Origin of the sequence: Mesorhizobium sp. M4B.F.Ca.ET.203.01.1.1 (assembly GCF_004791025.1) — a bacterium.
GTDB lineage: Bacteria > Pseudomonadota > Alphaproteobacteria > Rhizobiales > Rhizobiaceae > Mesorhizobium > Mesorhizobium abyssinicae.
In genome coordinates this window covers 531,363-551,206 of sequence record NZ_SRUO01000001.1, presented here as the reverse complement: position 1 = coordinate 551,206, position 19,844 = coordinate 531,363, and the positions used below count along the sequence as shown (strand labels likewise).

The 19,844-nt window shown below is 65.9% G+C and carries 17 protein-coding genes; 8 read left to right on the top strand and 9 right to left on the bottom strand.

Annotation, left to right across the window (positions count from 1 at the left end):
- Positions 1-76 precede the first annotated feature (76 nt).
- Both EN846_RS02535 and EN846_RS02530 read left to right on the top strand, forming a co-directional pair.
- Positions 77-823, top strand: a complete 747-nt coding sequence (locus EN846_RS02535; RefSeq protein WP_127391743.1) for a GntR family transcriptional regulator — start codon at positions 77-79, stop codon at positions 821-823.
- 83 nt (positions 824-906) lie between these two features.
- The gene (locus EN846_RS02530; protein WP_127391742.1) at positions 907-2,421 is read left to right on the top strand and encodes a malonyl-CoA synthase; all 1,515 of its coding nucleotides are present in this window, start codon (positions 907-909) and stop codon (positions 2,419-2,421) included.
- A 77-nt stretch (positions 2,422-2,498) separates the two neighbouring features.
- On the opposite strand, the gene nagA is transcribed toward EN846_RS02530, so the two are convergent.
- The 4 genes from nagA to EN846_RS02510 are packed head-to-tail and all read right to left on the bottom strand — an operon-like array spanning position 2,499 to position 6,338.
- Complete coding sequence (gene nagA, locus EN846_RS02525) at positions 2,499-3,656, bottom strand: N-acetylglucosamine-6-phosphate deacetylase (protein WP_127391741.1); 1,158 nt, start codon at positions 3,654-3,656, stop codon at positions 2,499-2,501.
- A complete protein-coding gene (locus EN846_RS02520; protein ID WP_127391740.1) occupies positions 3,653-4,684 on the bottom strand; it encodes an SIS domain-containing protein in 1,032 nt (343 codons plus the stop codon). Before EN846_RS02520 ends, nagA begins: the two co-directional genes overlap by 4 nt.
- A complete protein-coding gene (locus EN846_RS02515) occupies positions 4,681-5,460 on the bottom strand; it encodes a GntR family transcriptional regulator (RefSeq protein ID WP_127287221.1) in 780 nt (259 codons plus the stop codon). The genes EN846_RS02520 and EN846_RS02515 overlap by 4 nt, the downstream gene beginning before the upstream one ends.
- Entirely contained in the window at positions 5,457-6,338 is an 882-nt protein-coding gene (locus EN846_RS02510; protein WP_127391739.1) for an N-acetylglucosamine kinase, read from the bottom strand. Before EN846_RS02510 ends, EN846_RS02515 begins: the two co-directional genes overlap by 4 nt.
- 199 nt (positions 6,339-6,537) lie before the next feature.
- Here EN846_RS02510 and EN846_RS02505 point away from each other — a divergent pair, with 199 nt between their 5' ends.
- The 6 genes from EN846_RS02505 (at position 6,538) to EN846_RS02475 (ending at position 13,112) form a co-directional block, all read left to right on the top strand.
- The gene (locus tag EN846_RS02505) at positions 6,538-7,446 is read left to right on the top strand and encodes an N-acetylmuramic acid 6-phosphate etherase (RefSeq protein ID WP_127311309.1); all 909 of its coding nucleotides are present in this window, start codon (positions 6,538-6,540) and stop codon (positions 7,444-7,446) included.
- A 52-nt stretch (positions 7,447-7,498) separates the two neighbouring features.
- Complete coding sequence (locus tag EN846_RS02500) at positions 7,499-8,758, top strand: ABC transporter substrate-binding protein (RefSeq protein ID WP_127393014.1); 1,260 nt, start codon at positions 7,499-7,501, stop codon at positions 8,756-8,758.
- 249 nt (positions 8,759-9,007) lie between these two features.
- Entirely contained in the window at positions 9,008-9,937 is a 930-nt protein-coding gene (locus EN846_RS02490; protein ID WP_127393012.1) for a sugar ABC transporter permease, read from the top strand.
- A gap of 11 nt (positions 9,938-9,948) precedes the next feature.
- Positions 9,949-10,788, top strand: a complete 840-nt coding sequence (locus EN846_RS02485; RefSeq protein WP_127393011.1) for a carbohydrate ABC transporter permease — start codon at positions 9,949-9,951, stop codon at positions 10,786-10,788.
- A gap of 241 nt (positions 10,789-11,029) precedes the next feature.
- A complete protein-coding gene (locus EN846_RS02480; protein ID WP_127393010.1) occupies positions 11,030-12,088 on the top strand; it encodes a Gfo/Idh/MocA family oxidoreductase in 1,059 nt (352 codons plus the stop codon).
- Positions 12,089-12,113: 25 nt separating this feature from the next.
- On the top strand, positions 12,114-13,112 hold the full coding sequence (locus EN846_RS02475; protein WP_127393009.1) for an ABC transporter ATP-binding protein: 999 nt from the start codon (positions 12,114-12,116) through the stop codon (positions 13,110-13,112).
- Positions 13,113-13,276: 164 nt separating this feature from the next.
- Here EN846_RS02475 and EN846_RS02470 read toward each other — a convergent pair whose 3' ends face one another.
- The 5 genes from EN846_RS02470 to EN846_RS02450 all read right to left on the bottom strand — a co-directional run bounded on the left by EN846_RS02470 (position 13,277) and on the right by EN846_RS02450 (position 19,742).
- The gene (locus tag EN846_RS02470) at positions 13,277-14,122 is read right to left on the bottom strand and encodes a fumarylacetoacetate hydrolase family protein (protein ID WP_127283411.1); all 846 of its coding nucleotides are present in this window, start codon (positions 14,120-14,122) and stop codon (positions 13,277-13,279) included.
- A 184-nt stretch (positions 14,123-14,306) separates the two neighbouring features.
- Positions 14,307-15,038 (bottom strand): SDR family oxidoreductase, encoded by a 732-nt coding sequence (locus EN846_RS02465; RefSeq protein WP_127393008.1) that lies wholly within the window; start codon positions 15,036-15,038, stop codon positions 14,307-14,309.
- A gap of 182 nt (positions 15,039-15,220) precedes the next feature.
- A complete protein-coding gene (locus EN846_RS02460; RefSeq protein WP_128346084.1) occupies positions 15,221-17,596 on the bottom strand; it encodes an aldehyde dehydrogenase family protein in 2,376 nt (791 codons plus the stop codon).
- A 52-nt stretch (positions 17,597-17,648) separates the two neighbouring features.
- Positions 17,649-18,695 carry a deoxyribose-phosphate aldolase gene (deoC, locus tag EN846_RS02455; RefSeq protein WP_127393232.1) on the bottom strand — a complete coding sequence of 349 codons (1,047 nt, stop codon included), beginning with the start codon at positions 18,693-18,695 and terminating at the stop codon, positions 17,649-17,651.
- Between the two features lie 219 nt (positions 18,696-18,914).
- Positions 18,915-19,742 (bottom strand): ferredoxin--NADP reductase, encoded by an 828-nt coding sequence (locus tag EN846_RS02450; RefSeq protein ID WP_127393233.1) that lies wholly within the window; start codon positions 19,740-19,742, stop codon positions 18,915-18,917.
- Positions 19,743-19,844 lie beyond the last annotated feature (102 nt).

The window sequence follows — 19,844 nt, the reverse complement described above, 5'->3', positions numbered from 1 at the left end:
TATAGTACGCGTACGGGATTGAGACTGCTTCGCAACAAGAACCAACAACAGGCCAAGGCAGGCAACAGGAGCGATATTGACGTACGGAACCGCCGATCCGGGCGATGAAGGTGCCGGACCCAAGAGCACCCTTGCCAGCACGGTCTATCATCAACTTCGGGACGATCTCTTGCGCGGTGTGCTGGAGACCGAAAGCAAGCTTCGGGTCGAATGGGTGGTTTCGCGATATGGCGCCGGCGCTTCGCCGGTGCGCGAGGCGCTTAACCGTCTGGCTTCGGAAGGCCTGCTCGGCCGCCACGACCAGCGCGGCTTCTTCCTCATGCCGGTCAGCGCCGAGGAGCTGGATGAGCTGACCCGCACCCGCTGCTGGCTGGAGGAAAGGGCGCTGCGCGAATCGATCGAGCACCGCACCGGCGAATGGGAAGAGCAGCTGGTGCTGGCGCTGCATCGCCTGGCGCGCGCCCAGCGCCGCCTGCCGGGTGAGCCCTCGACCAACAATCCGGACTGGGAGAAGCTGCATCGCGCCTTCCATCGCGCGCTGATCGCGGGCTGCCGGTCGCATTGGCTGGTCGGTTTCTGCGACCAGCTTTCCGACCAGGCTTCCCGCTACCGGCTGATCTCGCAGCACGGCCCGGGAGACGAACGCGACGACCTTGCCGAACACCGCCAGATCGCCGAACGCACCCTCGATGGCGACGCCGACGGCGCGGTCGAGGCCTTGCTCAACCATTACCGGCTGACGGCGGCCATGTGCATGGCGCGTTTCAGCCAGGACGGCGATCCCAAGGCAACCGCGGCCAAGGCGTTGCGCGGCCGCAAATAGCTGCTCTTCCAGGCTCAAATCTGATATTCGCTCTCGCCGAAACAATGCGAATTCAGGATTCGCCGCGCCACGCGGGAGCAACAATGAGCAATCACCTCTTCGACGCTTTTCGCGTCCGCGTCACGGCACCTCGGCGGCTGCTCATGCAGACGGATGACGGGCGATCCCTCACCTATGGCGACATGCTGGCGCGCTCGGCGCAGCTGGCGCATGCGTTGGTGCAATCCGGCGTGGCGCCGGGCGACCGCGTCGCCGTGCAGGTCGAGAAGAGCCCGGAAGCGGTGCTGCTCTACCTTGCTTGCCTGCGCGCCGGCGCCGTCTTCCTGCCGCTCAACACCGCCTACACACTGCCGGAACTCCGCTATTTCTTTGGCGATGCCGAACCGCGGCTGGTGGTCTGCGACCCGGCAAGAGCGGCCGATATCGGCCCGCTGGCGCAGGCGTCCGGCGCGGCGCTGGCGACGCTTGGCCAGCACGGCGACGGTTCGCTGCCCGAAAGCGCTTCCGGAAATCAGGCGGATTTCGACGATGTGGCGCGCGGACCGGACGACCTTGCCGCGATCCTCTACACGTCGGGAACGACCGGCCGCTCGAAGGGCGCCATGCTCAGCCACGAGAACCTCGCCTCGAACGCGCGCGTGCTGGTCGAGCATTGGCGCTTCAGCGCCGAAGACGTCCTGATCCACGCGCTGCCGATCTTCCACACGCATGGCCTGTTCGTCGCCACCAACGTGATCCTGATGGCCGGCGCCTCGATGCTGTTCGAGGCAAAATTCGATCCGGCCCGCATCGTCTCGCTGCTGCCGCGCGCCACCGCGCTGATGGGCGTGCCGACCTTCTACGTGCGCCTGCTGCAGCAGCAGGGCCTGGACGCCCAGGCGGCGAAAACCATCCGCCTGTTCATTTCCGGCTCGGCGCCCTTGCTGGCCGAGACGCATGCCGCCTGGCGAGAGCGCACCGGCCACGCCATCCTCGAGCGCTACGGCATGACCGAGACCAACATGAACACCTCCAACCCCTACGATGGCGAGCGGCGCGCCGGCACGGTCGGCTTTCCCTTGCCGGGCGTTTCGCTGCGCATCGCCGATCCCGACGGCGGCGGGTCGCTCGCACAGGGCGAGGTTGGCATGATCGAGGTGAAGGGTCCGAACGTCTTTGCGGGTTACTGGCGGATGCCGGAAAAGACCAAGGCGGAATTCCGTCCCGACGGCTTTTTCATCACCGGCGATCTCGGCCTCGTCGATCAGGACGGCTACGTGCATATCGTCGGGCGCGGCAAGGACCTGATCATTTCCGGCGGCTACAACATCTACCCCAAGGAGATCGAGGGCGAGATCGATGCGCTTGCCGGCGTTAGCGAAAGCGCGGTGATCGGCGTCGCCCATCCGGACTTCGGCGAGGGTGTCACTGCGATCGTGGTGCGCAAGCCGGGCTCGGCCATCGGCGCGGCCGATGTCCTCGACGCCATCGCGGGTCGGCTGGCGAAATACAAGCACCCAAAGCAGGTGATCTTCGTCGACGAGCTGCCGCGCAACACGATGGGCAAGGTGCAGAAGAACCTTTTGCGCGAGACCTACAGAGATCTCTACGGCCAATAGTTTTCGATGACGATGCGCGGCGGGCACCCGCCAATTGCGAAAACGTTGGTTTCCTGATTGCCGGTGGGTACGAGGGCCTACGCCCCTAACACCTTCTTACCGCCGATCCAGACGCTCTTCACGTCCAGCCCCTCAGATAGCCCCACGATGTCGGCGGCCGTGCCGTTGGCGAAGCGGCCGAGCCGGTGCGCCTGGCCGATCGCCTCGGCTGGATAGAGCGAAGCCATGCGCAGCGCCTCGCCAAGCTCCAGCCCGACGACGCGGTGGATGAAGCGCACGGCCGAGATCATGTCGAGATCGGCCCCGGCCAAGGTTCCGTCGGCCAGCCTGAGGCTGCCGTCCTTGCGGTAGATGGTGCGGCCGTTCAGCGTGAACGACGTCATGTCGGTGCCGATCGTCGCCATGGCGTCGGTGACCAGCACGATCTTGCCCGGCCCCTTCTTGGCGCGCAGCGCGATCGCCATGGTGGCTGGATCGACATGGATGCCGTCGGCGATGATGCCGGCCGACAGCCCGCCTGTGTCGATGGCCGCGCCCGCCAGCCCCGGCTCGCGGTTGCCGATCTGGCTCATGGCGTTGAAGAGATGGGTCACCACCGTCGCGCCGGCCGCGGCGAAGGCGCTCGCCGTGGCATAGCCGGTGTCGGAATGGCCGAGGCTGACGATGAGGCCGGCCTTTGCCAGGGCCGCGACACGCGCTGGCTCGACCGATTCGGGCGCGATCGTGGTCAGCAGCACGGGCAGGTCTTTCCGCGCCGCGATCAGCGCCGCCTGGTCCACGTCCGTCATCGGCCGGATCAGCGCCGGGTCATGCGCGCCCTTGCGGGCGACAGACAGATGCGGGCCCTCGAGATGCAGGCCAAGGAAGCCCGGCACCTTCTGCCGCGCCGCCGCGGCGCCGGCCGCGACGGCAGCCGCCGTGATCGCTGGCGTATCGGTGATCAGCGTCGGCAACAGCGCCGTGGTGCCGAACGGGGCGTGCGCCCGGCAAATGGTCTCGATCGAGGCGACGTCGGGATGGTCATTGAGCATGACGCCGCCGCCGCCATTGACCTGCAGGTCGACGAAGCCCGGCGCCAGCAGGCCGTCGGTCTCGATGCGATCGACACCGGTCGGAATGGCGCCGGTGGGGAGGATGGCCTCGACCAGGCCGCCGCTCACCACGAGGGCCGCATTGTCGTGCCAGTCGGCGCCGTCGAAGATGCGGGCGCCAGTGAGGGCGAAACGGTCGCTCATACGGTTTCCGTCACCTTGCGCAAATTGCGCGGCGTATCGGGGTCGAGGCCGCGATGGCGGGCAAAGGCCTCGACGAAGCCATAGAACGACACGATCAGCGCCAGCGGATCGGTCAGCGGATGGCCGGTCGCCACATAGGGCAGGGCCCGTGCCTTGGTCGCTTTGCCCGATGTCACGAACACAGCCGCGCCCTTGCCGGCCAGATTGTCGGCCGCCTCGGCGACCGACGGTTCGGAAGCGTCGCGCGCGGCGAGCGCCAGCACCGGGAAGCCCGGCCCGACCAGCGCCAGCGGCCCATGCATGACCTCGGCCGCGCTGTAGGCCTCGGCATGCATGCCGCAGGTCTCCTTGAATTTCAGCGCCGCCTCGTTGGCCATCGCCGCGGACGGACCGCGGCCGAGGATGAACAGCGACCGCGGCGTCTCCAGCGCGCCGGCCAGCGCCATCCAGTCGCAGGCGATTGCCTTCTCGAAATGCTCCGGCAGGCGCGCCAATGCCGCGAGCAGCGCATCGTCGCCGGTGCAATGCGCCATCAGCGCCAGGCCGGCGACCGCCGAATTGACGAAGGTCTTGGTCGCCGCGACGCTGCGCTCCGGCCCGGCCAGGATGTCGATGGCAAAGTCCGATGCCCGCGCCAGCGGCGAATCGGCGGTGTTGGTGATGGCGACGGTGAGTGCGCCGCCGGCCCGCGCCGTCTCCGCCATGGCGACGATGTCGGGGCTCTTGCCCGATTGCGAGATCGCCAGGCAGGCCGAGCCGGCGAGCCTCAGCCTGGCGCCATAGATCGAGGCGATGGACGGGCCGACCGAGGCGACGGCAAGGCCGGCGGTCAGTTCGACGGCGTATTTCATGAAGGTGGCGGCATGGTCGGACGAGCCGCGCGCCACGGTGACGACGAAGCTCGGATCGCGCTCGCGGATGCCGCGCCCGGCCTCGCTCAGCACGTCGGCCGAGCCATCGAGCAGGCGGGCCGTGGCCTCCGGGATCTCCTCGATCTCGCGCCGCATATGGGTGGGGTTCGCGCTCATGGCCGGCTCTCCTCTCCCGGCCCGGTCAGCCGGAGTTCGGCGACGAAATCATAGGCGTCGCCCCTGTAGATCGAGCGGGTGAATTCGATCACCTTGCCGCTCGCAAGATAGGAAATACGTTCGATATGCAGGCCGGCAACCCCCGGCGGCACTTCCAGCAGGCGCGCATCGCCATCACCGAGATTGGCGGCCGAGATGCGCTGCACCGCCCGCACCGGCCGGTTGCCGGTCAGTTCCAGCGCGGCATAGAGCGAGGAGCCGATCGCCTCGGGATCGGGCAGCACGCTGGCCGAGAGCGACGCGCGCTCGATCGCCAGCGGCGTGTCGTTGGCGATGCGCAGGCGCGCCACCCGCGCCACCAGCTCGTTCGACGACAGGCCGAGCACCATCGTCTCGTCGGGCGAAGGCGCGTAGAGGCCGCGATCGAGCCAGGCCGAGCGCACCACCATGCCGCGCCGCGCCATGTCTTCGGTGAACGAGGTGAGCCTGGACAGCGACTGCTCGACGCGCTCCATGCGCGGCGCGACGAAGGTGCCGGAACCGTGACGCTGGACGAGGATGCCGCCCTTGACCAGATCCTGCACCGCCTTGCGCACGGTGACGCGCGAGATGTCGGCCTTGCTGGCGATGTCGCGCTCCGACGGCAGCGCGTCGCCCGGCCCGATCAGGCCGCGATTGACCGCTTCCTCGATGCTCTTCCTGAGCTGCAGATAGAGCGGCGCGCCGCTCTGCGACGATTCCTTCAGCATGGCGAAGATCTGGTCGGCGGCGCTCATTGGGCACCCTCCGAACCGCGCGCAAAGATGCGTACCGCCATCTGCACGGCGCCGCCCAGCGCATCGTCGAGCGCCGGCTTCAGCAGCGCCTGGTAGCGCGCCGAAAGCCGCGGCGCGTAGAGCGGCGCCAGGCCGCCTAGCAGGCAGAGCGGCGCATTGCCGGCAAGATCGAGCGCCCCGAGCGAGGCGTCGACATCGGCAACCGCCTTGTCGAGGATCCAGTTGGCGACAAGATCGCCCTTGGCGGCATGGTCGAAGACCTTTGGCGCGAAACCGCCGAAATCGCCGGGCTTGGCATTGGTGGTGAACTCGACGACGTCCTCGGGGTTGTTGCGGAAGACGGCGAGCATCGCCTCGGTCAGCGGCGAGCCCGGACGGATGCCGTCATAGGCGAGCAGTGTCTGCTCCAGCAGGTCGCGGCCGATGCGCGCGCCGCTGCCCTGGTCGCCGACCTGAAAACCCCAGCCGCCAATGGCGCGTGACTTGCCCGCCTTGCGCGCCATATAGGCGGTGCCGGTGCCGAGGATGGCCATGGCGCCGTCGCTGGGCCCGACCGCACCCTCCAGCGCGATCTCGGCGTCGGTCTCGACGCGGCTGGCGCTGAACGGCAGGATCGCCTCGAGCTGCTGCCTGTAAGTGCCGACATTGGCACCGGCGAGGCCGAGAATGGCGGGCGTTTGCGGGATGAGTTCCGGATTCTTGCCGGCGGCGACGAAGGCCTGCCGTGCCGCCTCGACAATGTTGGTCCTGGCGCCGGTGAGGTCGGTGCGGATGTTGGCGGCGCCGCTTTTGGCGCGGCCGAGCACGACGCCGTCAGCGGTCGCAAGGGCCGCCCTGCAGCTGGTGCCGCCGCCATCGATGCCAAGTACGAAATTCACGCGATTTCTCCTCCGGACGGATAATACCAATAAAATACCAATAGCCAAGAGTTAATTTCGCTTTCAAAAAGATTAAGGCGTATTTTATTGAAAAACCACGATATTTTGCCGTCAAGGCGAATTTCGCGCGGCGAATTCGTTAATCCGTGTGGACAAGTGGTATTTTTTTGGTATTGTTTCGTCAGTTGGAGGACAACGGATGGCCGAGAAGCGCACCGAAGCGCATCACCAGAATGCCGAGGGGCTGGATATCCAGGCTCCGGACGCCATCCTTTCCTTTCTTGCCGATGCGCAGATCGAGGCCGCCAAGGCCGTGCGCGGCGCCATCCCCGCCATAGCCGCTGCAGCCGAAATCGTCGCCGAGCGGCTGAAGGATGGCGGCAGGCTCGCCTATGCGGCGGCCGGCAGTTCGGGTCTGATGGCCTTGGCCGACGCGCTGGAACTGCCCGGCACCTTCGGCATCGGGCGCGACCGCATCGCCATCCTGATCGCTGGCGGCGACGAGGCCTTCCGCACCCTTGCCGGCGGGCCGGAGGACGACACCGATGAAGCCTCGGCCGCCGTCGCCGCCGCCGGCATCGGCGAGCGCGACTGCCTGATCGCGATTTCGGCCAGCGGCTCGACGCCTTATGCGGTCGCCGCACTTGAGCACGCACGGAGCCGGGGAGCCGCAACCATCGCCATCGCCAACAACCGGGACGTGCCGCTGTTCCGGTCGGCCGATGTCGCGATCGTGCTCGAGACGCCGCCCGAACTGATTGCCGGCTCGACGCGCATGGGCGCCGGCACCGCCCAGAAGATCGCCCTCAACATGCTGTCGACGCTGGCCGCCATCCATCTCGGCCATGTCCATGACGGCTACATGGTCAACCTCACCGCCGACAACATCAAGCTGCGCGACCGCGCCATCCGCATCGTCGCCGCCATCAGCGGGCGCGGCCGGGACGATGCTGCGCGCCTGCTCGAACAGAGCGGCGGCGTGGTCAAGACCGCCATTCTGCTCGCCGCCGGCGCCGCCAACGCCGACACGGCCGAGAAGATACTGGAAGGGACCGGGCGGAAGCTCCGGCCGGCCCTTTCCGCGATCGAGGGGAGCAAGGGGCGCTAGCCCCCCGTTCTCATCAAACCGAACCTGAAAAAGGTCAACAGGGAGACTGAAAATGACGACCAAACTACTGACGGCCCTTCTGCTCGGCACCAGCATCCTCGGCTCCGCCGGGGTGGCCTATGCCGAAGACGTAACCCTCAACATCGAAAGCTGGCGCGGCGACGACCTGACCATCTGGAAGGACAAGCTGATCCCGGCCTTCGAAGCCAAGAACCCCGGCATCAAGGTGGTGTTCGCGCCGTCGGCGCCGACCGAATATGACGCCGCGCTCGGCGCCAAGCTCACCGCCGGCTCGGCGGGCGACCTGATCACCTGCCGCCCGTTCGACAAGTCGCTGGTGCTCTACCAGAAGGGCAATCTCGCCGATCTGTCGGCGCTGCCGGGCATGGAGAATTTCTCTCCCGTGGCCAAGTCTGCCTGGCAGACCGACGACGGCAAGGCGACGTTCTGCGTGCCGATGGCTTCGGTCATCCACGGCTTCATCTACAACAAGGACGCCTTCGACAAGCTCGGCATCAAGGTGCCGACCACCAATGAGGAGTTCTACGCCGCGCTCGACAAGATCAAGGCCGACGGCACCTACATCCCGATGGCGATGGGCACCAAGGACCTCTGGGAAGCCGCGACCATGGGCTACCAGAACATCGGCCCGAACTACTGGAAGGGCGAGGAAGGCCGCCAGGCACTGATCAAGGGCGAGCAGAAGCTGACCGACGCCGACTGGGTCGAGCCCTACAAGGAACTGGCCAAGTGGAAGCCCTATCTCGGCGATGGCTTCGAGGCCCAGACCTATCCGGACAGCCAGAACCTGTTCACGCTCGGCCGCGCCGCCATCTACCCGGCCGGCTCGTGGGAAATCGCGCTGTTCAACACCCAGGCGCAGTTCAAGATGGGCGCCTTCCCGCCGCCGGTGCAGAAGGCCGGCGACACCTGCTACATCTCCGACCACACCGACATCGGCATGGGTCTGAATGCAGCGTCGAAGAACGCCGATGCGGCCAAGAAGTTCCTGTCCTGGGTCGCCTCGCCGGACTTCGCCACCATTTACGCCAACGCGCTGCCGGGCTTCTTCAGCCTGAACAACACGCCGGTGAAGATGGAAGACCCGCTGGCGCAGGAATTCGTCTCCTGGCGCGGCAAGTGCAAGTCCACGATCCGCTCGACCTACCAGATTTTGGGGCGCGGCACGCCGAACCTCGAGAACGAGACCTGGGTTGAATCGGCCAATGTCATCAACGGCACCGACACGCCGGAAGCGGCCGCCAAGAAGCTGCAGGACGGTCTCGACAGCTGGTACAAGCCGGCGAAGTAAAGCCTCAGGCAGCAAGCAGGGTCGTTCCGAGTGGATGGCCCTGCGGTTTTCAATAGCATCGACCGCAAACGACGGCGCCGCCCCTCATCCGCCTGCCGGCACCTTCTCCCCGTATAGTGACGGGGAGAAGGGACTTGCCGCACCGCCGGCGCCCCCCTCTCCCCGTCCTTCACGGGGAGAGGGTAAGGGTGAGGGGCAGCGCTGCCGTCAACCATTTCGCCAAGACGTTGAACGGCGGGGACCGAACTCATGGCCGCAGAAACACGACCGAAAAGACCGATCCGCTGGCACATCGCCGTCTTCCTGGCGCCGGCCGTGCTCGTCTACACGGCAATCATGATCCTGCCGCTTGCCGGCACGCTGCAGCTCTCGCTGTTCCGCAACATCGAGCAGTCCCAGGTCTTCGTCGGACTCGCCAATTTCCGCACGCTGTTCGGCGACCCTAACTGGTCCGCGGGCTTCTGGAATGCGCTGAGGAACAATGTCTGGTTCTTCATCATCCACATGCTGGTGCAGAACCCGATCGGCGTGCTGCTGGCGGCACTTCTCTCCAGCCCGCGGCTGAGGTTCGCCGCCTTCTACCGCACGGCGATCTTCGTGCCGACCATCCTGTCCTTCGTCATCGTCGGCTTCGCCTGGAAGCTGATCCTGTCGCCGCTGTGGGGCGTGGCGCCGCACCTGCTCGACCTTGTCGGCCTGAAAAGCCTGTTCACGCCGTGGCTTGGCAAGGAAGAGTATGCGCTGACCGCGCTCAGCCTGATCTCGGTGTGGCAGTTCGTCGGCATCCCGATGATGCTGATCTACGCCGCGCTGCTGTCGATCCCCGACGAGGTGATCGAGGCGGCCGAATGCGATGGCATCACCGGCATGGCGCAGTTCTGGAAGATCAAGCTGCCGCTGATCCTGCCGTCTATCGGCATCATCTCGATCCTGACCTTCGTCGGCAATTTCAACGCCTTCGACCTGATCTACACCGCGCAAGGGGCGCTCGCCGGGCCGAACTATTCGACCGACATCCTCGGCACCTTCCTCTACCGCGCCTTCTTCGGCTTCCAACTGCAGATCGGCGATCCCAACATGGGCGCTGCCATCGCCACGATGATGTTCCTGATCATCCTTGGCGGCGTCTGCGTCTATCTGTTCCTCATCCAGACGCGCCTGCGTCGCTACCAGTTCTGAGGAGGCGAGCCATGAGCACTGCAACCCATTCGCTTCCCCGCACCATCGGTGCCCACGCGGTCCTGTTGACCTATACGGCCATCGCGCTGTTTCCCGTGATCCTGGTGATCATGAATTCGTTCAAATCCCGCGCGGGCATCTTCGGCGCGCCGCTGACGCCGCCGACGCCGAAGACCTTCGACCTGATCGGCTACACCACGGTGATCGGCCAGGGCGACTTCATCCACTATTTCCAGAACAGCCTCGTCGTCACCGTCGCCTCGCTGTTCTTCGTGCTTTTGTTCGGCGCCATGGCCGGCTTCGCGCTGTCGGAATACCGCTTCCGCGGCAACACGATGATGGGGCTTTACCTGGCGCTCGGCATCATGATCCCCATCCGCCTCGGTACCGTCGCCATCCTGCAGCTGATGGTGGCGAGCGGGCTGGTCAACACGCTGACGGCGCTGATCCTGGTCTACACCGCGCAAGGCCTGCCGCTCGCCATCTTCATCCTGTCGGAATTCATGAAGCAGGTGTCGGACGACCTGAAGAACGCGGGGCGCATCGACGGCCTGTCGGAATACACGATCTTCTTCCGGCTGGTGCTGCCGCTGGTGCGCCCGTCGATGGCGACCGTCGCCGTCTTCACCATGATCCCGATCTGGAACGATCTGTGGTTCCCGCTGATCCTGGCGCCATCTGAAGAGACCAAGACGGTGACGCTCGGCGCGCAGCTCTTCCTCGGCCAGTTCGTCACCAACTGGAACGCGATCCTGGCGGCGCTGTCGCTGGCGATCCTGCCGGTGCTGATCCTCTACGTCATCTTCTCGCGGCAGCTGATCCGCGGCATCACGTCGGGAGCCGTCAAGTGAATGCGGACCGCCAATTCTCCGTGGGGCCGTGCCTCACCCCACCCGGCGCTGCGCGCCGACCTCCCCATCGAGGGGAGGTAGAAGGTCGTCGCTTTTTCATCGACCGCCCCTCGTTTCTATTCAGAGCAACTTCTTCGGCAATGAGGATGTTCACGCCAACGCTCTACCTCCCCTTGATGGGGAGGTCGGCGCGAAGCGCCGGGTGGGGTGACACCCTCTCAAGAAAAAGTGGAGCAACCAGGTGAGCGACAAACCCCTTCGCGTCGTCGTCGCCGGGCTCGGCAATATGGGCCGCAGCCATGCGCTGGCCTATCACACCAATCCGGGCTTCGAGATCGCAGCACTCGTCAATCGCTCCGACGTGCCGCTGCAGGACGGGCTCGCCGGCTACGGCATAAGGCGATCCTTCGAGGATGCGTTGCGCGAGGAAAAGCCCGACGTCGCCGCGATCGCCACCTATTCCGACAGCCATGCCGACTACGCCGTGCGGGCGTTCGAGGCCGGCTGCCATGTCTTCGTCGAGAAGCCGCTGGCAACCACCGTGGCGGACGCCAGGCGCGTCGTCGCCGCCGCCAAGGCCAACGGCAGGAAGCTGGTGATCGGCTACATCCTGCGCCACCACCCGTCCTGGGTCAGGCTGATCGCCGAGGCGCGCAAGCTCGGCGGCCCTTACGTGTTCCGCATGAACCTCAACCAGCAATCGTCAGGCCACACCTGGGGCACGCACAAGCAGCTGATGCAGACGACGTCGCCGATCGTCGACTGCGGTGTGCATTATCTCGACGTGATGCTGCAGATCACCGACGCCAATCCGGTGGAAGTGCGCGGCATGGGAGTCAGGCTGACCGACGAGGTCGCCCCTTCCATGTACAATTACGGCCACCTGCAGGTGCTGTTCGAGGACGGCTCGGTCGGTTGGTATGAGGCCGGCTGGGGCCCGATGATCTCGGAGACCGCCTTCTTCGTGAAGGACGTCATCTCGCCCAAGGGCTGCGTGTCGATCGTCATGAAGGAAGGCATCAAGTCCGACGACATCGACACTCACACCAAGACCTCGACCATCCGCTTGCACAGCGCCGCGACCGGGCCGGACGGCAGGTTTGCGAAACAGGACGAGTTGCTGTCGATGGAGGGCGAGCCCGGCCATCAGGAACTCTGCGATCTCGAGCAGGCCTTCCTGCTCAAGGCCATCCGCGAGGACATCGACCTCACCCGGCATATGGACGACGCGGTCAAGTCGCTCGCCGTCTGCCTCGCCGCCGACGAAAGCGTGCGCAGCGGCGCCGCCGTCAAACTCTAGAACCAGTCAAAACAGGGACGACGCCGTGGGTTCGCTGAACATCGAGAATGTGAAAAAGGCTTTCGGGCCGGTCGAGGTGCTGAAAGGCATCGACCTGGAGGTCAATGACGGCGAGTTCGTCGTCTTCGTCGGCCCCTCCGGCTGCGGGAAGTCGACGCTGCTGCGGGTCATCGCCGGGCTTGAGGATTCGACCTCCGGCCGGGTGGTCATCGATGGCCAGGACGTCTCCGTCACGCCGCCCGCCAAGCGCGGCATAGCCATGGTCTTCCAGACCTATGCGCTCTATCCGCATCTGACGGTGAAGAACAATATGGGCCTCGGCCTCAAGCAGGCCGGCACCCCGGCGGCAGAGATCGACCGCCGCATCGGCATCGCGTCCTCGATGCTGTCGCTGGAGCCCTATCTGGAAAGGCGTCCGGCCGAACTTTCGGGCGGCCAGCGTCAGCGCGTCGCGATCGGCCGCGCCGTGGTGCGCGAGCCGAAGCTGTTCCTCTTCGACGAGCCGTTGTCGAACCTCGATGCGGCGCTGCGCGTCAACACCAGGCTGGAGATCGCGCAGCTGCATCGCCGCCTGAAGGCGACGATGATCTACGTCACCCACGACCAGGTCGAGGCGATGACGCTGGCCGACAAGATCGTCGTCCTCAACGCCGGCCGCATCGAGCAGATCGGCGGCCCGATGGAGCTCTACAATTCGCCGGCGAATGAATTCGTCGCCGGCTTCATCGGCTCGCCGAAGATGAACTTCATCGACGGCGCCAAGCTCGGCGAGACGGCCAAGACCGTCGGCGTGCGGCCCGAGCACCTGACCGTCGACACGACATCAGGCGCCTGGAAGGGCACGGTGGTGCACGCCGAGCATCTTGGCGCCGACACCAACCTCTATCTCGATTGCGAGAAGGCCGGGCTGCTCACCGTGCGCATCTTCGGCGTCTACAACGCCGAACCAGGCTCGACGCTCTACGCGACGCCGGACCCGGCGAAGACGTATCGGTTCGGAGCGGATGGGAGAGTCATAAAGTAGATTCTCTACGAAGGTCGGCGCTGCCCCTCATCCGCCTACCGGCACCTTCTCCCCGTGAGGAACGGGGAGAAGGAACAAGCTCCAGCGCTGGCGTCCCCCTCTCCCCGTCCTTCACGGGAGAGGGTAGGGGTGAGGGGCAGCGCAAACTTATCCGAACAAGCACACTACGCGTCCGCCCTGAACGTCTGCTTCTGCTGGCCCAGCCCTTCGATGCCGAGCTCGACCACGTCGCCGGCCTTGAGGAACACCGGCGGCTTCATGCCCAGGCCGACTCCGGGCGGCGTGCCGGTGGAGATAATGTCGCCTGGATGCAACGACATGAACTGGCTGAGATAGGAGACCAGATAGGCGACGCCGTAAACCATGGTCTTGGTCGAGCCGTTCTGCATCGTCTTGCCGTTGACGGTCAGCCACATCTTGATGTTCTGCGGGTCGGCCACCTCGTCCTTGGTGACCAGCCACGGGCCGATCGGGCCGAACGTGTCGCAGCTCTTGCCCTTGGTCCACTGGCCCTGGCGCTCGGCCTGGAAGGCGCGCTCGGACACGTCGTGCGAGACGCAATAGCCGGCAACATAATCCAGCGCGTCGGCTTCCGAGACATATTTCGCGGTCTTGCCGATGACGACGCCGAGTTCGACCTCCCAGTCGGTCTTGACCGAGCCGCGCGGGATCAGCACGTCGTCGTCAGGCCCGACAATCGCCGAGCTCGCCTTCATGAAGATGATCGGCTCCGGCGGCACCGTGGCGCCGGTTTCGGCGGCGTGGTCGGAATAGTTCAGGCCGATGCAGATGAACTTGCCGGTCCCGGCGACGCAGGCGCCGATGCGCGGGCTGCCGGAAACCGCCGGCAGCGATTTCGCATCGAGCTTCGCCAGCATGTCCAGCGAAGCCGGATGAAGCGCCGTGCCGCCAATGTCGGCGACGTGGGCCGAGAGGTCGCGGATGGTCCCATCCGCATCGAGCAGGCCGGGACGTTCGCTCCCCACCTCGCCATAGCGCAGCAGTTTCATCTAAATCCTTCTCCTACTTGCGGCCCGTGGCCGTTTGCAAACTCTCCGCCGAAGCGACGGCTCCCTTGCGGAAACCGGGCGGACCGTACCCATCGCCCCGGTCCCGGGCAAGCACGGTCACTGCGTCTGGCCGCCGGCGCGCGGGATTTTCAGACTTCTCGATCCGGACCGCGCCGGACTGAGGTCAGATCGACCAGCCGCCGTCGATATTGTAGGCCTGCCCCGACGTGTAGGTGGCGCCGGCCAGATAGACGGCGAGATCGGCGATTTCTTCCGGCGTGCCGAGGCGTCCCATCGGCTGGCGGGCGATGAAGGCGGCGCGGGCCGCTTCGTAATCCCCCTGCGCATGCATGCGGTCCTGCAGCGACGGGCTCTCGACCGTGCCCGGGCAGATGGCATTGCAGCGAATGCCCTTGGCGACATAGTCGGCGGCGATCGCCTTGGTCAGGCCGATGACTGCGGCCTTGGTCACACCATAGGCGAAGCGGTTGGGCACGCCCTTGCCGGCGCCGGCGACCGAAGACATGTTGATGATCGATCCGTCGCCGCGCTCCAGCATGCCCGGCAGCACGGCGCGGATGGTGCGGATCATCGCGCGCACATTGAGGTTGAAGGCGAAGTCGAGGTCGGCGTCCTTCATTTCGAGGATCGAGCCCGCATGGACGAAGCCGGCGCAGTTGAACAGCACGTCGACCGGGCCGATCTCGGCGAACGCGGCGTTGACGGCCGCGTCGTCGAGCACGTCCAGTTTGCGGGCTTTGATACCCGGCGTCTTGGCGAGTTGGGCCAGCGGCGCCTCGTTGATGTCGGTGGCATAGACCGTGGCGCCGGCCTTGGCGAACGCCAGCGCGCTCGCCCGGCCGATGCCTTGCGCCGCCGCGGTGACGACAACCACCTTGCCTGCCAGATCCGCCATCGTTTCTCTCCAGGTTCTCGCGAGCGTTTTAGCGGCAGCCAGGCGGGACGCAATGTGCCAGGCGGACACTATGGTCCCGCCTGAGCCGCTGTCTGCTGGAGGCCAATTGTTTTTTCTCGTTAAAGAACATTTGTGAACCCGTCAACCCCGAAGGCTGCGACAAACGCGGCACCTGTCAGGTGTCAATCGCCGTAGGGCACCCAGACGTTCTTGACCTCGATGGCGCGGCGCAGGAACGCCTCGCCGGCCGAATCGTCCGAGGCCCAGTCGAGGCCGCGGCCGTTGCCGCTCCAGACGCGCTTGAGGTTGCCGATGGAGTCGGCCTCCGCCTTGGCGCAGGTCTCGGCATCGGCGAACACCCACAGCCCATCGACATCGTCATGCTTGGCCAACACGCCGGCGAGCTCGGCGCCGCGGCCGGTGACGATGTTGATGGCGCCGGCCGGAATGTCGGAATATTCGATCACCTGATAGAGATCGGTGGCCAGCAGCGGATAGCGCTCCGAGGGCACGGCGACCACGGTGTTGCCCATGGCGAGCGCCGGCGCCACCAGCGAGATGAAGCCGAGCAGCGGCTGATTGTCGGACGCCACGACGCCGACGACGCCGACCGGCTCGTGCAGGGCAAGCGTCACGGCCCGGGCCGGCGGCTGGTGCACGCGGCCCTCGAACTTGTCGGTCAGGCCGGCATAGAGGAACAATCGTTCGATCGACTGCTCGACCTCCTCGCGCGCGGCCTTCGCCGTCACGCCGGTCAGCTGGACGAGTCGGGCGGCGAACTCGTCGGCGCGGCCGGACAGGTTTTCAGCCAGATAGTAAAGCACCTGGCTGCGATTGAACGCGGTCGCCTCCGGCCACGCCTTGCATGCTCGGGCTGCGGAAACCGCATCGCGGATGTCCTTGCGGTTGCCGAGACCGACTTCGCCGGCAAGCCTGCCCTTGGCGGTTGCGATGGCGAGCGAATAGTTGCCGTCCGGCCGGACCTGCTTGCCGCCGATGAACAGCTTTGCCGTGCGGTCGATGACAGTGCCATCGGCCTGTTCAACGGGCTGAGCTGACGCGGCAGCCGCTGCCTTGATGACCGGCCCGAGCGGCAGCTTCGCCGCCAGATATTCATACATGCCCTCGCGTCCGCCCTCGCGGCCAAAACCGCTTTCGCGATAGCCGCCGAAGCCGCAGGCGGCGTCGAACATATTGGTCCCGTTGACCCAGACGACGCCGGCCTTGAGCTGCGGCGCGACATGCAGCGCAAGGTTGACGTTCTCGCTCCACACCGAGGCGGCGAGCCCGTAGCGTGTGTTGTTGGCGAGCTCGATCGCTTCCTCGGTGTTGCGGAAGCTCATGACTGCCAGCACTGGGCCGAAGACTTCTTCCTGGGCAAGTATATTAGCCGGCGAAACACCGGTGGCGAGCGTCGGCAGGTGGTAGTAGCCCGAAGACGGCAAGGCCGCGTCCGGCTGCCAGCAGACGGCGCCCTGTTTTGCTCCTTCGGCGACCAGTCCCTTGACCCGGTCGAGCTGGCTGCGGTCGACCAGCGGGCCGATATCGGTGTTCTTGTCGAGGGGGCTGCCGAGGCGCAGCCGGCTCATCCTGACCTTGACCTTGGCGATGAAGGCATCGGCGACGCCTTCCTGCACCAGCAGCCGCGAGCCGGCGCAGCAGACCTGGCCCTGGTTGAACCAGATGCCGTCGACCAGGCCCTCGACGGCGCTGTCGAGATCGGCGTCCTCGAACACGATGAAGGCCGACTTGCCGCCGAGTTCCAGCGACAGTTTCTTGCCCGATCCGGCGGTCGCCTTGCGGATGATCTTGCCGACCTCGGAAGAGCCGGTGAAGGCAATCTTCTGGATGCCGGGATGATTGACGATGGCCGCGCCCGCTTCCGGCCCGCCCTGGACGATGTTGACGACGCCCTTCGGCACGCCGGCGCGTTCGCAGATCTCGGCGAACAGCACGGCGGTGAGCGGCGTGAACTCGGCCGGCTTCAATACCACGGAGCAGCCGGCGGCGAGTGCCGGCGCGATCTTCCACGCCAGCATCAGCAGCGGGAAATTCCACGGGATGATCTGGCCGACGACGCCGACACCCTTGTGATCGGGAAAATCCCTGTCCAGCGCCTGCGCCCAGCCGGCATGGTGGATGAAATGCCGGATGGCCAGCGGCACGTCGATGTCGCGGCTCTCGCGGATCGGCTTGCCGTTGTCGATCGACTCAAGCACCGCGAAAAGGCGCTGGTGGCGCTGCATGGCGCGGCCGATGGCGTAGAGCACCTTGGCGCGCTGGTACCCAGAGCTGGCGCTCCATTTCGGCAGCGCCTTGGCGGCCGCAGCCACGGCGGCATCGATATCGGCCGCACCTGCATCCGAAAGCTTGGCCAGCAGCTTGCCCGAGGACGGCTCGCTGGTCTCGAAGGTCTTGCCGCCGGCGGCGGCCTTCCATTCGCCGCCGATGAACAGCGCCTTTGAGAAATCGCGCGCGGCGAGCCAGGCATCGGCCTCGTTGCGCGCCTCCGGCGCCGGGCCGTACTCCATGGCGTGATAGCGTTCGAGAATGTTCATGGGGCGCTCCTACCGCAGGAGGTTTTTGGTTCTTGGCGGGCGACTTCGCGGGCTAGGCCATCGCGTGGCGATGGTTGGCCGAATAGTGCCCGGTCAAATGATGCTCGAGCTGACGCTCGATGTCGGTGAGCAGGCTCGACGCGCCGAAGCGGAACAGCTCCGGCTCCAGCCACGGTCGCCCAAGCTCTTCCTTCATCAGCACCAGCCAGTCGAGCGAGACCTTGGCCGTGGAAATGCCGCCGGCCGGCTTGAAGCCGATGAGGTAGCCGGTCTCCTCGAAATAGGCGCGGATGGCGCGCACCATGGCAAGCCCGACGGGAAGCGTGGCGTTGACGCTCTCCTTGCCGGTCGAGGTCTTGATGAAGTCGGCGCCCGCCATCATCGCCACCATCGAGGCCAGCATGACGTTGCGCAGCGTGGCGAGGTCGCCGGTGCCGAGGATGACCTTGAGATGCGCATCGCCGCAGGCTTCGCGCATGGCGACGATCTCGTTGAACAGCTCCTGCCATTTCGCGCCATAGACCAAGCCGCGCGGGATGACGACGTCGATCTCGTCGGCGCCGTCGCGGACCGAGGCCTCGATCTCCTGCAGGCGCGTCGACAGCGGTGCCAGACCGTGCGGGAAGGCGGTGGAGACGGCGGCGACATGGATGCCGGTGCCGCGGACCGCATCGACGGCGGTGGCGACGAAGGGGTGGTAGACGCAGACCGCGGCCGGCCGGATGGTTTCGCCTTCAATGCCCAGCCCCTCGACGATGTCGCGCCGGAACGGGTTGATCGCCTTGGCGCAGAGCCGGCGCACACGCTCGTCGGTGTCGTTGGAGTTCAGCGTCGTCAGGTCCATGCATGCGACGGCGCGCAGCAGCCACGCCGCCTGGTTGTCGGCCTTGATCGAGCGGCGTTTGGTCAGCGTGGCGACGCGGCGCTCCAGCGCCGAGCGGTTGACGCTGCGCACCGATTCCAGGAAGCCGAGATCGAGCCGCATGCCGGGATTGCGCGCAATATGGCCTTGCGGCGCGGGCGTGTTGGCGGCGGCGCGCGCCGGCAGCGAGGTGACCTTGGACGTGCCGAGGTCGGCGTCGCGGATTGTGCTGCTCATCTCCTGCCCTTCCATTCAGCGGCTTGCGCTTAATGCTTCGTGCGCGTCGTTCCCCAAGACCACTCGACGGTTCTGGGTGACACGCACGAAGATAGCCCGTGAAGCAGTGCTCCACGAGTCCTCAAAAGGCTCATAGCGGAAAAAGGCCGCGAAAGCAGCTGATTTTTGACCGCATGGTCAAAACGGATTTGAGGGGAGCTGAAGCGTCCCGGCTACGGCTCAGCCGACGAAGGCGCGCTCGACGACGAAGCTGGCGGGATGGCTGAGCGAACCTTCCTGGAAGCCGAGGCTTTCGGCCAGTTCCTTGACGTCCTTCAGCATGTGCATCGAGCCGCAGATCATGATGCGGTCGGTCTCGGGATTGAGCTTGTCGATGCCGAGGTCGGTGTAGAACTTGCCGGAGCCGATCAGCGCGGTGATGCGGCCCATGCGCGCCGACTCTTCGCGCGTGGTCGAGTTGTAAAGCGTGACGCGGCCGCCGGTCAGTTCGCCGATCAGCGGATCGCTCTCGAGCGCCGCTACCAGTTCCTGGCCATAGGTGAGCTCGGCATTGTCGCGGCAGGTATGGGTCAGGATGACCTGGTCGAACTTCTCATAGGTGTCGGGATCGCGCAGCAGGCTGGCAAAGGGCGCGATGCCGGTGCCGGTCGAGATCATGAACACGCGCTTGGCGGGCGTCAGCGCGTCGAGCACCAGCGTGCCGGTCGACTTCTGACGCATGATGACGGTGTCGCCGACCTGGATCTTCTGCAGCTCGGAGGTCAGCGGACCGTCCGGCACCTTGATCGAGAAGAATTCCAGCTCGTCGTCCCAGGCCGGGCTGGCAACGGAATAGGCGCGGAAGATCGGCTTCTCGGCATTGGGCAGGCCGATCATCACGAACTCGCCGGAACGGAAGCGCAGCGACTGCGGCCGGGTGATGCGGAACGAGAACAGGCGGTCGGTGTAATGCTTCACCGAGACGACGGTCTCGGCATAGACATTGGCCGGGATAGGGAACTGCAGCGGCTTGGCGCCGGCGGCGTTCAACGCGGATGTCGTGTTCATCAAATCCAACCTTCTGGCCCAGGCTCACGGCGCTGACGCCAAACCTACTCCTACGCGCCCGAACCGGTCAGGTTCCGATGCGCTCCTTGTACACTGCCAAGC